The organism is Pseudomonas sp. W2I6 (assembly GCF_030815935.1).
In the GTDB taxonomy this organism is placed as follows: Bacteria; Pseudomonadota; Gammaproteobacteria; order Pseudomonadales; family Pseudomonadaceae; genus Aquipseudomonas.
Map to the genome: position 1 here is coordinate 455,844 of NZ_JAUSXJ010000001.1, position 12,080 is coordinate 467,923.

Annotated in this window: 13 protein-coding genes; 4 read left to right on the forward strand and 9 right to left on the reverse strand. The window is 61.8% G+C overall.

Features of this window, described 5'->3' with window-relative positions; genetic code table 11:
• Positions 1-59 precede the first annotated feature (59 nt).
• On the forward strand, positions 60-611 hold the full coding sequence (locus QF039_RS02125) for a cysteine hydrolase family protein (protein ID WP_134325841.1): 552 nt from the start codon (positions 60-62) through the stop codon (positions 609-611).
• A 158-nt stretch (positions 612-769) separates the two neighbouring features.
• Here QF039_RS02125 and QF039_RS02130 read toward each other — a convergent pair whose 3' ends face one another.
• The 5 genes from QF039_RS02130 to QF039_RS02150 form a co-directional block, all read right to left on the reverse strand.
• Positions 770-1,558 (reverse strand): ABC transporter ATP-binding protein, encoded by a 789-nt coding sequence (locus QF039_RS02130; RefSeq protein WP_307516724.1) that lies wholly within the window; start codon positions 1,556-1,558, stop codon positions 770-772.
• Complete coding sequence (locus QF039_RS02135) at positions 1,555-2,613, reverse strand: iron ABC transporter permease (protein WP_307516725.1); 1,059 nt, start codon at positions 2,611-2,613, stop codon at positions 1,555-1,557. The genes QF039_RS02130 and QF039_RS02135 overlap by 4 nt, the downstream gene beginning before the upstream one ends.
• A 161-nt stretch (positions 2,614-2,774) precedes the next feature.
• Positions 2,775-3,890 carry an ABC transporter substrate-binding protein gene (locus QF039_RS02140; protein WP_177021283.1) on the reverse strand — a complete coding sequence of 372 codons (1,116 nt, stop codon included), beginning with the start codon at positions 3,888-3,890 and terminating at the stop codon, positions 2,775-2,777.
• A gap of 28 nt (positions 3,891-3,918) precedes the next feature.
• The gene (locus QF039_RS02145) at positions 3,919-4,599 is read right to left on the reverse strand and encodes a Fe2+-dependent dioxygenase (protein WP_177081108.1); all 681 of its coding nucleotides are present in this window, start codon (positions 4,597-4,599) and stop codon (positions 3,919-3,921) included.
• A 3-nt stretch (positions 4,600-4,602) separates the two neighbouring features.
• Positions 4,603-6,984: a TonB-dependent siderophore receptor gene (locus tag QF039_RS02150; protein WP_307516726.1), complete on the reverse strand. Its 2,382-nt coding sequence runs from the start codon at positions 6,982-6,984 to the stop codon at positions 4,603-4,605.
• 196 nt (positions 6,985-7,180) lie between these two features.
• On the opposite strand from QF039_RS02150, the gene QF039_RS02155 reads away from it, so the two are divergent.
• Positions 7,181-7,891 (forward strand): response regulator, encoded by a 711-nt coding sequence (locus QF039_RS02155; RefSeq protein WP_003213692.1) that lies wholly within the window; start codon positions 7,181-7,183, stop codon positions 7,889-7,891.
• Positions 7,888-9,279, forward strand: a complete 1,392-nt coding sequence (locus QF039_RS02160) for an ATP-binding protein (protein ID WP_307516727.1) — start codon at positions 7,888-7,890, stop codon at positions 9,277-9,279. The genes QF039_RS02155 and QF039_RS02160 overlap by 4 nt, the downstream gene beginning before the upstream one ends.
• Before the next feature lie 140 nt (positions 9,280-9,419).
• Here QF039_RS02160 and QF039_RS02165 read toward each other — a convergent pair whose 3' ends face one another.
• The 4 genes from QF039_RS02165 to QF039_RS02180 all read right to left on the reverse strand — a co-directional run bounded on the left by QF039_RS02165 (position 9,420) and on the right by QF039_RS02180 (position 11,151).
• On the reverse strand, positions 9,420-9,620 hold the full coding sequence (locus tag QF039_RS02165; RefSeq protein ID WP_003213695.1) for an SEC-C metal-binding domain-containing protein: 201 nt from the start codon (positions 9,618-9,620) through the stop codon (positions 9,420-9,422).
• Positions 9,617-10,117 carry an LEA type 2 family protein gene (locus QF039_RS02170; RefSeq protein WP_307516728.1) on the reverse strand — a complete coding sequence of 167 codons (501 nt, stop codon included), beginning with the start codon at positions 10,115-10,117 and terminating at the stop codon, positions 9,617-9,619. The genes QF039_RS02165 and QF039_RS02170 overlap by 4 nt, the downstream gene beginning before the upstream one ends.
• A gap of 61 nt (positions 10,118-10,178) precedes the next feature.
• A complete protein-coding gene (locus tag QF039_RS02175) occupies positions 10,179-10,649 on the reverse strand; it encodes a YchJ family protein (RefSeq protein ID WP_177009888.1) in 471 nt (156 codons plus the stop codon).
• 4 nt (positions 10,650-10,653) lie between these two features.
• Positions 10,654-11,151 (reverse strand): DUF6231 family protein, encoded by a 498-nt coding sequence (locus tag QF039_RS02180; protein WP_008432105.1) that lies wholly within the window; start codon positions 11,149-11,151, stop codon positions 10,654-10,656.
• Positions 11,152-11,331: 180 nt separating this feature from the next.
• On the opposite strand from QF039_RS02180, the gene QF039_RS02185 reads away from it, so the two are divergent.
• Positions 11,332-12,027: an OmpA family protein gene (locus QF039_RS02185; RefSeq protein WP_008432103.1), complete on the forward strand. Its 696-nt coding sequence runs from the start codon at positions 11,332-11,334 to the stop codon at positions 12,025-12,027.
• The last annotated feature ends 53 nt before the right edge of the window (positions 12,028-12,080 follow it).

Here is a 12,080-nt window from a genome sequence, read left to right on the forward strand (position 1 = left end):
TGTAGGTATAGGTGATGTTAGGGTGACGAAAATTCAATGAAACATTTGGGTCTATCGATATGGAAATTCGTGCGGGCGCAGCGTTGATTCTGATTGACCAGCAAAAAGGCATTCACCATCCCAGGCTGGGACGGCGCAATAATCCGCACGCCGAGGCGCGCATGCAGGCGTTGCTGGCGCATTGGCGGCGCGAAGGCTGGCCGGTGATTCATGTGCAGCATCTGTCCCATTCGCCGGAATCGGTGTTCTGGCCGCAGCAGTCGGGGGTGGAGTTTCAGGACGCGTTTATTCCGCAGGCGGGTGAGCAGTTGATCCAGAAACGGGTGCCGGACGCATTTTGTGGGACGGGGCTGGAAGCGAGGTTGCATGAGGCCGGGCTTCGGCAAGTGGTGCTGGTGGGCGTGGCCACCCATAACTCGGTGGAGGCCACGGCCCGCAGTGCCGGCAACCTGGGGTTTGAGACGTGGGTTATCGAAGATGCCTGCTACACCTTCGACAAGGCGGACTTTTTCGGGCAGATGCATTCGGCGCAGGCGGTACATGCCATGTCGTTGGGTAACCTGCACGGCGAGTACGCCACAGTGATTTCCTCCAAACAGTTGCTGGAGTGACCGTTGTGGCGAGGGAGCTTGCTCCCGCTGGACCAGGCTGGAGCTCCAATGCGAAGCGCTCCCGAGTGCCTCACCTCAGTCCGCCTGAAGACGCGCGTGCACAGATTTTGGGGCTGCTACGCAGCCCAACGGGAGCAAGCTCCCTCGCCACAGAGGATCTAAGCCACCGCGCCGTCCACCAACACCTGCAACGTTTGTTGTGAGCATCGCTCGATGCGTACCCGCACACCATAGACTTCGGCAAACAGCGCCGTATCCAGCACGTCATCCGCCGCGCCACTGGCGTACAGCCGGCCCTGGCGCAGCACCGCGATATGGTCGGCATAGCGCGCCGCGAGGTTGATGTCGTGCAGCACCACCACGGCGATCAGGTTGTGTTCCCGCACCAGGTCGCGCACGCAATCCATGACCTTCAACTGGTAGTTCAAGTCCAGCGCACTGGTGGGTTCATCCAGCAACATTACCTGTGGCCGGCGCGCAATCAGTTGCGCCAGGCTGACCAGTTGCCGCTGGCCGCCGGATAACGTGCTCAATAGCTGATCCGCCAGATGAGCGATGCCAATCCTTTGCAACGCATCAAAGGCCTCGCGCATGCACGCGTCGCTTGAAAGCGCAATGCCCTCGACGTTCGCCACCCGCAGCGCGGCGATCACGCTTTCCATCACACTCAGGCTCAAGCCCGGCGGAAGGTTTTGCGGCATATAGGTCACACGCCGGGCGCGTTCACCGACGGACATTTTCGTCAGGTCCAGGTCACCCAATCTGACAACGGCCTGCATCTTTTCCAGCCCCGCCACCGCCCGCAGCAACGTCGACTTGCCCGCACCGTTCGGCCCGATCAACGCGGTCAGGCTGCCGTGGGCCAGGGTTGGCAAACTCAGGTCATGCACAATCTGGCGCCGGCCATAACTGACCTGGGCGTTCTGAATCGACAGCCCGCTGCTCATAACTGCCTCCCGCGCTTGAACACCAGCAACACGAAAATCGGCACGCCCACCAGCGCGGTGACGATACCCACGGGTACGATCACCCCGGGCATGATCAGCTTGCTGGCGATGGATGACAGCGACAACAGTAACGCGCCGACAAGCGCGCTGGCCGGCAGCAGGAAGCGCTGGTCTTCACCCACCAGAATCCGCGCGATGTGCGGACCCACCAGGCCGATAAATCCGATGGTTCCCACAAACGCCACGGCGGTGGCCGACAGCAGGCTGATGCGCAACAACGAGAAAAACCGCAGGCGCTTCACATCGACACCGAAGCTTTGCGCGCGGTCTTCGCCCATGCGCAACAGGGTCAGGCGTGGCGCGGCCGCGAAGGAAAAGGGCATGACCACGGCGACCACCAACGCGAGGATGCCGAGCTTGTCCCAGTTGGCCCGGGTCACGCTGCCCAGGGTCCAGAACACCAGTTGTTGCAGCACATCTTCGGTGGCGACCAGTTGCAACAGGGCGACCACCGCGTTGCAACTGAACACCAGGGCAATCCCGAACAGCACCAGGCTTTCCACCCCGGCACCGCGCAGCCGCGACATGGCTTGCAGCAAAAAGACCGAGGCGGCGGCAAACACAAAGGCTGAAATGGAAATCGCCGTATTGGCCGACACCCACAGCGTCGTCACCGGAAACACAATCACCAGGGACGCGCCCAACGCCGCCGCCGAGGAAACCCCCAGGGTGAATGGACTGGCGAGCGGGTTGTTAAGGATCGCCTGCATCTCGGCGCCCGCCAGCGACAGCGCGCAACCGACCAACACCGCCATCAAGGCGTAGGGCAGGCGCACGTTCCAGATGATCACCTGGTCGGTGGCGCTCAGGTGGGCCGGGTGCAGCAAGCCATCGAGCAGGGCGCCAAGGCCCATGCCCGACGGGCCGCTGGCCAGGTCCACGAGGATCGTGCACATCAGCGCGCCACCCAGCAGGGCCAGCAGCCAGAAGCGGCGGGCCAGCAGGCGGCGATAGCCTTGGCTGGCGGTGGCGAGGTCGAGGGTTTGAGTGGTCATTGGATTCGCAGCCTTGAAAACGACGAAAATCCCTGCCGGTACACGGTCAGTGTGGGAGCTGGCTTGCCTGCGATGGCGATGGTGAATCCAACACCGCTATCGCAGGCAAGCCAGCTCCCACAGGAACCGTGTACAGGCAGGGAATGGGTTGTGAGCCTTAGTTACTTGGCCTTGCCATCAATCCAGTAAGCACCCTGCAGCGGCATGCCGAGGAACTGTTGGTTCATCGCTTCCATGGTCGCCTTGGGATCCAGCTTGGCGAACAATTCCGGATGCACCCACTTGGCCAGCGCTTCAATCGCCAGCAGGTTGTACGGCGAGTTGTAGAAGTCATGCCACAGACCGTGGGAATTGCCCTCACGAATCGCCCGAAGGTTCACAAACTCAGGGCGGGCCAGCACGGTATCAAACGCGGCACGCGCGTCTTCGTTGCTCACGCCAGCCCCCAGAATCAACCCGGGCTTGTGATTGCCGGTGGCCACATACACATCCGGGTCAGCTTTCAGCGCGTACTCGACACTGATATCTCCCAGCGCCCCCGGCACCACGTCGGCGGCGATGTTGCGCCCGCCCACCAGCTTGATCACTTCACCCATGCCGCTCTTGCCAGTGGTGTGCCCCGGTGCCTGCCAGGCGCCGGCCAGCAATTCCAGGAACACGCTCGGGCGCGGCCCGGCCGGCAAGGTGGCGACGGCGTCGGTGATCACCTTGATGTGCTGGTCATAAAAGTCGAGGAACGCCTTGGCCTGGGTCTCCCGGCCCAGGGCCTGGCCCAGGGCGGTCATGCTGGCGTGGGTGCCTTGCACCGGGTTGATGCGGAAGTCGACGAACAACACTGCAATGCCCGCCTTGGCCAACACGTCCGCCACCGGGCTGTGTTCAGTCGGGCCATGGCCGGAAATGCTGAACACCGCCAGGTCCGGTTTCAGCGAAAGAATTTCCTCGGCGCTGACGCTTTGCTCCGACGCCTGGCCAATCAGCGGAATGTCTTTTACCGTCGGAAATTTCGCCACATAGGCGTTATAGGTGTGGGCGTCCAACAGTTTCAAATCATTCTGCCAGCCGACAATCCGTTGGAATGGCGCGTCCTTGTCCAGCAAGGCAAAGGCCGAAATCAGCCGGCCTTCGCCGAGCACCACGCGCTGCACGTGGTCTGGCACCTCGACCTTGCGGCCCAGCACGTCGGTGACTTCATGGGCGGCGGCGGTTTCGGCGTGGCCGAGGATCAGCACGGCAAACAGCGCGCCCAGCTTGAGGAAGTTGCGAGGTTTCAGCATGGCGAGAACTCCAGGTGAAGGCGGCGCATCAGACATCGCTCCAGCGCCGCAAAAGGTTGTGATAGGCGCCGCTCAGTTGCAGCAACGCGTGGTCGTCGGCGTGTTGCGCGGTGAGGCGTTGAATCGCCACGTCCATGTCCAGCAGCAGTTGGCGCTGGCTGTCTTCGCGCACCAGGCTTTCGATCCAGAAGAAACTGGCGATGCGCTCGCCGCGGGTGACCGGGTTGATCTTGTGCAAACTGCTGCCGGGATAAATCAGCAGGTGCCCGGCGGGCAGCTTCACCGCGTGCTCGCCGAAGGTGTCGCGGATCACCAGTTCGCCGCCGCCGTAGCTGGCCGGATCAGCCAGGAACAAGGTGGCGGAGATGTCGGTGCGCACCCGTTCGCGCACGCCCTTGAGGCCGCGAATCGCATTGTCGATATGCCAGTCGAAGGCCTCGCCGCCGCTGTAGCGGTTGAACAGCGGCGGGTAGATTTTCTTCGGCAGGGCGGCGGACATGAACAGCGCGTTGTCCGACAGCCGCGACAGAATCTGCTCACCCAGGCGAATCGCTACCGGCGCGTCTTCCGACAGCTGCCGGTTGTTTTTCGCCCTGGCCGAGCGTTGCCCGGCGGTGACCTTGCCGTCGACCCACGGTTGATCGAGCAGGGTGGCGACGGCCACCTCGACTTCTTCTGCACTCAACAGGGCCGGGATTTCGATCAGCACGGCTTAAAACTCATAGTCGACGCTGGCGGTGAGCGTGCGCCCGGCGCCCGGGATGCCGTAGAGCTGGAAGCCGTCCAGGGACGCGCCGATCTGGCTGTAGTAGAACTTGTTAAACACGTTGTTCAGGTTGAGGTTGACCTTGGTCTGCTTGCTCACCTTGTATTGCGCAGCCACGTTGTTGAGCCAGTAGCCGGGGGCCTTTTCGTGGTCGCGGGTGTAGATCGCGTACACGCCGGACGGGCCGGTGGCGTAGCTGCTGTTGTTGTTCAGGCCGCCGACGTATTTGTTGTCGCTGTAGCGGCGGCGTCCTACGTATTGCGCGCCGTAACTCAGGCTCAGGTCGTCGGTAACGGCGTAGGTGGTCCACAGGTTGGCGGTCAGGTCGGGAACGTTCTTGGCTTCCTCGCCTTTGTTGGCCCCTTTGGTCTGGGTGCTTTTCAGCGCGGAGAACCCGCTGTACACCGTCCAGCGCGGGCTGATATTGCCTTGCAGGCCCAGTTCTACACCGTCTACGCGCTTGGCGGGGAGGGCGCGTACCGGAGCGCTTTCGCCGTCCTGGTATTCCCAGGAGTTGTCCAGTTCGGTGCGGAAGATCGCGGCGGTGACGTTCAGCAGGTCGTGGGCAATGTCCCACTTGGTGCCGATCTCGTAGGTCTTCGACTTGGCCGGGGTGTAGTTGCTGGTGCTCGCGGCGCCGTAGATCTGGTTGTTGGTCGACGCGCCCAGGGCTGACGGTTGTGCCGCTTCGCTGTAGGACACGTAGATGCTGCCGTTAGGCAACGGCTTGTACACCGCGCCGACCCGGCCGCTCACGGCACCGTCGGTGCTGTTGATTGAAGCTTGGCCACGTTGGGTGGTCTCGGCCTGCCAGTTGTCGTAGCGCAGGGAGCCGAGCACTTGCCACTGTTCATTCAGGGTGATGGTGTCACCCAGGTAGATGCCGGCGTTGTCGATCACTGAGCGTGGCTGGCCTTCACCCTTGGTCACTTCGGTGCTGGCAAAGCTGTGGCTCGGGTCGTTCATGTCGAAGAACAGGTCTCCGGCCGGCACTTCGGCGTTGCGTTTCAGGCCGCCGTAGGTCTCGTGATAGAACTCGAGCCCGCTGACCACTGCGTGTTCCAGCCCGCCGGTATTGAGCTTGAAGGCGAAGTCGGTCTGGTTGTCGAGGATGGTGTAGCGCGTCGACTGGCCGAAGTCGCTCCCTCGCAAAATACCGTAGGCGGTGTTACCGCTGTTGGCGTATCCCGGGTACGCATTTACCGTGCTGCCGGGCACTTGGCTGATCGGTCCTACGCCGGTGTAGCCCAAGGTCGCACAGCGCGTGCCGGTGCAGGTTTTTTGGCCATTGCCGTTGGCGGCGAAGAAGCGCGCGGGCGAGAGCACCGCGAAGTTGTCGGTACGCTCCCACTTGGTCTGGTTCTTCAGGGTCGCTTCGTTCCAGTCGAAATCATGCTCGAAGCGGGTGGTCAGCGAAGTGGTTTTGGTCTGCTGGGTGTACAGGTGCGAGTCGCCGTACCAATTGGAGCGCTTGACTCCCGGCATGCGGTCGCCGTCGGTGCCGCGCTGGATCGGCACGCCGCCGTCCGGCGTGTTGTCGTCCTTCTGGTAGAAGGTGTCGATAAACAGGCGGGTGTCGGTGCCCAGGCCGAAACCGAGGGAGGTCGCGATGCCCCAGCGGTCGTAGTCCACGTCGTCACGCTCGGCCACCTGGTTGTAGTGTTTCATCAGGTTGATGCGCAGGGCGGTGGTGTCATTCAGTTGTTGGTTGAAATCGCCGGTGAGGCGGCGGTAGCTGTCGGTGCCGATGCCGGCCGAGAGTTTGTTGGCATCCCCCAGGTGCGCCTCTTTACTCACCAGGTTGACGCTGCCGCCTACCGCGGAAACGCCGGATTCGATCGAGCCGGTGCCCTTGAACACTTCTGCCTGTTGCAGGTTGAAGGTGTCGGTGCGGGTCGATTGGCCGGCATCGCGCACACCGTCGACGGTCAGGCTCTGCTCCGAAGAAAACCCGCGAATCGAAAACAGGTCGCCCCAGCCCAGGTTGCCTTCGCCGGACATGAAGGTGATGCCCGGCACGTTGCGCAACACTTCCTGCAAGGTCTGCGCGTTTTGCTCCTTGAGCACTTGCTGCGGGACGATGGTTACGCTTTGCGGGGCATCCAGCAGCGGCTGGCTGATCTTTGCCGAGGTCACCCGGTCGACTTTAAAGGCGGATGTGGCTTCACCGTCGATCTTGATTTCCGGCAGGCTCAGCACCGAATCATTCGACGCCGCCACCGGCGCATCGGCCCAGGCGGTGGGAGAAACGCTGCCGGCGGCAAGCAGGCCGAACATCGGCGCAAGGGTAGATTGCAGCGACAGGGCGCGAGGGGTAGGCAATGGCATTCGGAGTGACCTAGGCTAAATTACAATTAATCTCATTTAGATTCGGTAGTCTAAAGACCGATACCGGCCGCCATGCCGTGGCTTTGTAATGTGGATGCGTGATTACCGCTTCCCACAACATTCCATTACATTTGCGCGTACTCCTGGCTGAAGTTTCGGCTATCTCCTGCCTTTTGAGTTTCGGACGAATTGCCCCATGGCCAAGCAAGACCACCTGCTGATCGTTGATGACGACCCGCAAATCCGCCAATTGCTGTGCGACTACCTGAGTGACGCCGGCTTCCAGGTGTCCACCGCCGGCGACGGCAAGGAAATGCGCCGCCGCCTGGCGCTGAATGTCATCGACCTGATCGTCCTCGACCTGATGTTGCCCGGCGAAGACGGCCTGAGTTTGTGCCGCGAATTGCGCGTCAGCTCCAACACGCCGGTGATCATGCTCACCGCCAAGGGCACGCTGATCGACCGGATCGTCGGCCTGGAAATCGGCGCCGACGATTACCTGCCCAAGCCGTTCGACCCGCGGGAGTTGCTGGTGCGGATCAAGGTGGTGCTGCGCCGGGTGCAGAGTTTTCCGGACCGGGCGCGGCTCGATGAAGCACCGAGCATCAGCTTTGCCGGCTGGCAGCTGGACACCCGGGCGCGGCAATTGCTTTCGCCGGAAGGCGTGGTGGTCAGCCTCGGCAACTCCGATTACCGGGTGTTGCGCCTGTTGTTGCAGCATCCCAACCGGCCGCTGAGCCGCGACTTTTTGCTCAACCACGTGTTCGACAAAGACAGCACGCCGTTCGACCGCTCGATTGATGTGTGCGTCAGCCGACTGCGCTCGCAGTTGCCGGCCGGTTTGATCAAGACCGTGCGCAACGAGGGTTACATGCTCACCGCCGACGACGTGGCGCTGCAATCGTGAAACTGCTGCCGCGTTCGCTGTTCGGCCGGCTGGTGCTGATTCTGGTCAGCGGCATGCTCGCGGCCCAGGCCCTGACCAGCAGCATCTGGTACGACATGCGCCACGGCCAGGTGCTGGAAATCCCCAGCCGGCTGATCGCCACGCGGCTGGCGGACGTGGTGCGGCTGGTACACAGCGATCCGGCGCAGGCGGATGTGCTGATCAAGCTGCTCGATACGCCGCGCTTTCGCCTGACCCTGAGTGACCAGGCCAGTGATGTGACAAGCAGCATCGGCGACAGCGACCAGGCCACCGAGCGCTTGCTGAATAAAGTGCTCTCGGAGAAAACCGGCTACACCCAGAACCTGCATCTGTTGAGCCTCAAGTTGCTGGATGCCGAGGGCCAGCATGCCGGGCTGTCGACTCTGCTCAGTTCCAGGCCTGTGGTGGGGCAATTCCTGATTGACCTGCGTTTGCCGGACGGGCGCTGGCTGCAGGTGCAGGCCACCGAGGAACAAGGCTGGACCAGTACTTCCCCGATGGACTTGCTGTTCGATTACGTGATGCGCATTTATCTGCTGCGGGTATTGGTGCTGGTGATCATTGCCCTGGTGGCGGTGCGCCTGGCCATTCGCCCGCTCAACGCCCTGGCCAAGGCTGCCGAAGCCTTGGGCCGGGACATCCAGCGGCCACCGCTGGCCCTCGATGGGCCCACCGAAGTGCGCCGTGCCGCCCAGGCGTTCAACGCCATGCAGCAGCGGCTGATCGCCAACATCGCCGAGCGCACGCGTTTCCTGGCGGCGATTTCCCACGACCTGCGCTCGCCCATTACGCGCCTGCGGTTACGTACGGAAATGCTCGACGACAACCGCACCAAGGAACGTTTTCGCAGTGACCTGGAAGAAATGGAGCACATGGTTTCCAGCACCCTGGACTTCGTCAGCAGCGGCGAAATCAACGAGAAGCGCCAGAACATCGACATCAACGCCTTGCTGCAAAGCTTGCAGGCGGACCTGCAGGACGTGGGCGAGACGGTGACGATAGAAGGGCGGGCCAAACAGCCATTGCCGGGGTATGCCCGCAGTCTCAAGCGTTGCGTGCAGAACCTGCTGGAGAACGCGGTGCGTTATGGCTCCGAGGTGGTGGTGCGGGTAGAGGACAAGGCGGACAGCTTGAAGATCGTCATCAGCGACCGTGGGCCGGGGATTCCCCAGGAACAACTGGAACAGGTGATGGAGCCGTTTTACCGGGTGGAAGGCTCACGCAATGTGGAAACCGGTGGTTACGGGCTGGGGCTGAGTATCGCGCATACGATCGCCAGTGCCCATGACGGGCGGTTGGGCTTGAGCAATCGGGAGGGTGGGGGATTGGAGGTGGTGTTGGAGTTTCAGCGCAAATCCTGGCCTTGAAATGCAGGCTAAATGTGGGAGCGGGCTTGCTCGCGAAAGCGGTGTATCAGTAACAGAGAGGTTGACTGACACTGCGCTTTCGCGAGCAAGCCCGCTCCCACATTTGGATGTGCAGTGTTTCGAGAATCGGGTTTCTTAACTCAAGCCCCGTGGCACTTCTTGAATTTCTTCTCGCTGCCGCACGGGCAAGGATCGTTACGACCCACGTCCTTCAACGTATTGCGCACCGGCTCCTGGTGAGCGTGGCCGCAGTTCGGGCCGTGGACATGGCCGTGGTCGTGATCATGATGATCGTGATCGTGGTTGCAGTCGGGACCATGGACATGGGGTTGCTGAGTCATCGATGTCGCTCCGGAATAAAATCGCCGGGGATTATCTCGCCATTGCGCAACACCTGCACGTCGTTCCCGATAAATAAACCGGTTTTCAACTCGCCTTCAAGACGATAGGGCACGGGATCGCGCGGATTTTTCAGCATGTCGACCACATCGCGGATCTGCGGCCACAGGTTGGTGCGCACCGATACCCGGAAAAAAGCGTGGCTGTGGGGTGGCACAGTCAGCCATTCGTTGGACTCGCCTTCGGTCAGCACCATCGTGCCGAGGCTGACCTTGTAAACCAGGCCGCGTACGGTCAGGTCGTTGTCGTCACGGTTATCCACGCGGAAATACAGCTTGAACTTCTGCTCCAGCAACTTGACCCGCACGGGGTCGACCTTGACCAGACACACCTCGGGGGCGGGCGTTTCGTCGGCGAACCACGACGCGCAGCCGGAGAGGCCCAGCATCAATGCCAGCAGAAGGCTGTAAGTCCTGAATACCCGCGCCTGAGAAACCATGCCGTTACTCCGTGTGAAGAGTCAGCATAGCAAGCGAGAGCCTGTCGGGTATCAATGAATGTCAGAGGTAGCCGGAACAGCACTTCTTGAATTTCTGCCCGCTGCCACACACGCAGGCGTCATTACGCCCGGCCTTCACGTCCACCGTCGGGTCGATAAAGTACCAGTGCTCATTGTTCTGTACGAAAGATGAGCGCTCGCGGTGGCTGTGTTCGCCGGTGCTGTCATGCCAGCGAGCGGTAAAGGTCACGAAGGCGTGTTCCGGCTGGCCGCCGAACACCTCGGAGCTTTCCACTGAAAGGCCCAGCCAGGTGCTTTGGGCGCTCCAGGCGCCGATGGCGGTGGTGTCCAGCCCGGCTTGCTGCGCAGGCAGGGTGGTTGCCACCAGGTAGTCCACCAGGCCCAGCACATAGGCGCTGTAGCGCGAACGCATCAACGCTTCGGCGCAGGGGGCCGGGTGGCCGGCGTGATAATGACCGCAGCAGGCATCCAGCAGGTTGCCGCTGCCGCAGGGGCAAATGGATGTACTCATCGGGTTACCACCAATACTTTCCGAAATTTTGCGGGTTGGCCCAGAAGCGGGCGTTCAGCCAATCCGGCACCTGTTTATAGTCAAGCAGATCATAGGTAAACAGCGTCAAAACCTGATCGTCGCGCTGGAAACGCTCGCTGGCTTGCAGGGCCAGGGAGAAGAAATCGGTGTCTTTCCAGTGGCAGGCCTCCAGGTCCACCAGCACCGCAATGCGACTGGCATTGAGGTTGCGGATGCCCCCCAGCAGGGTCAGGCCCGCAGGTTTTGACAGGTGTTCCAGGCAACCGACCGCCAGTGCCAGGTCAAAACGCTGGGCCGCGAGGTCGGTGGGCAAGGGGCCGGGCTCGGCGAAGGACACCACGGTATCCGGGTGTGCTTCCTTAAAGGCATCCAGCGCCGGGAACTGGCTGGCGCCCAATAACAGCAGGCGTTTGGGCGCGTGAAGATCCAGCAGCGCAGCGAGCGCTTGCTGGGGTGTACGGGAAGAAATACCGGCAGTCATCGAAGATCCTCACATCAGGACCGTAGAGACTAGCCTGCCTGAGCGTGCGGGCCTAGAGCGGGCGGCGAGAATAAACCGCTCGGCCCAATGAATACTGGGGTGTGACACGCTGGCGCAGATGAAAAGAGCCGTCTTTACTCCACTCGTCGGCCCCCGCCGATCCCCTCAGGAGAAAGTCAGATGAGCATCATGCGGACAGCTCTACCCTTGGTTCTGCTAACCGGAGTATTGACAGGTTGCGCAGGCTTGCAAAAAACCGACTGGCCCACCTGTGCCGCCGTCGGCGGTGTGACCGGTGCTGCCATTGGTGCGACCCAAAGCTCGTCCTATGCAGGCTACGGCGCGCTGCTGATTGGCGGCATGGCTGGCGCCTATTGCTGGGTGCATGGCGACGGTGACGAGGACGGCGATGGCGTACCGGACAGCCGCGACAAGTGCCCTGGCACGCCAAAAGGCGTGCAGGTCGACGCCAATGGCTGCCCTCCGGTGCCGGTAGCGGTGGTTCAAGAGGAAGTGGTGGTGGTCAAGGAAGAAACCATCGTGATTCGTGACGTGCACTTCGAGTTCGACTCCGCGAAGCTCACGGCTGCCGACAAAACCAAGCTCGACGTGATTGCCACCCGCCTGAAAAAAGAGGCCCCGAGTGCGCAGCTGCGCGTCAGCGGGCATACCGACAGTGTCGGTAAAGATGCCTACAACCAGAAACTCTCTGAACGACGCGCTCATTCGGTGACCGACTACCTGGTCAGTTCCGGCATCCCGCGCAGCAGTTTTGTCTCCGTGACCGGCGCCGGCGAAAGCCACCCCGTAGCCGATAACAAAACCGCTGATGGCCGCGCGCTGAACCGCCGCGTGGAAATTCAGATCAACCGCTGACCCCGCCTCAAGGCCCCTGCGGAATCCCCTGGGGCCCCTTCATCAATTTTTTA

Excerpts from the sequence above, each read along its gene's own strand:
- QF039_RS02125 (WP_134325841.1), top strand. The coding sequence starts at position 60 with ATGGAAATTCGTGCGGGCGCAGCGTTGATTCTGATTGACCAGCAAAAA.
- QF039_RS02130 (WP_307516724.1), bottom strand. The coding sequence starts at position 1,558 with ATGAGCAGCGGGCTGTCGATTCAGAACGCCCAGGTCAGTTATGGCCGG.
- QF039_RS02135 (WP_307516725.1), bottom strand. The coding sequence starts at position 2,613 with ATGACCACTCAAACCCTCGACCTCGCCACCGCCAGCCAAGGCTATCGC.
- QF039_RS02140 (WP_177021283.1), bottom strand. The coding sequence starts at position 3,890 with ATGCTGAAACCTCGCAACTTCCTCAAGCTGGGCGCGCTGTTTGCCGTG.
- QF039_RS02150 (WP_307516726.1), bottom strand. The coding sequence starts at position 6,984 with ATGCCATTGCCTACCCCTCGCGCCCTGTCGCTGCAATCTACCCTTGCG.
- QF039_RS02155 (WP_003213692.1), top strand. The coding sequence starts at position 7,181 with ATGGCCAAGCAAGACCACCTGCTGATCGTTGATGACGACCCGCAAATC.
- QF039_RS02165 (WP_003213695.1), bottom strand. The coding sequence starts at position 9,620 with ATGACTCAGCAACCCCATGTCCATGGTCCCGACTGCAACCACGATCAC.
- QF039_RS02170 (WP_307516728.1), bottom strand. The coding sequence starts at position 10,117 with ATGGTTTCTCAGGCGCGGGTATTCAGGACTTACAGCCTTCTGCTGGCA.
- QF039_RS02175 (WP_177009888.1), bottom strand. The coding sequence starts at position 10,649 with ATGAGTACATCCATTTGCCCCTGCGGCAGCGGCAACCTGCTGGATGCC.
- QF039_RS02180 (WP_008432105.1), bottom strand. The coding sequence starts at position 11,151 with ATGACTGCCGGTATTTCTTCCCGTACACCCCAGCAAGCGCTCGCTGCG.
- QF039_RS02185 (WP_008432103.1), top strand. The coding sequence starts at position 11,332 with ATGAGCATCATGCGGACAGCTCTACCCTTGGTTCTGCTAACCGGAGTA.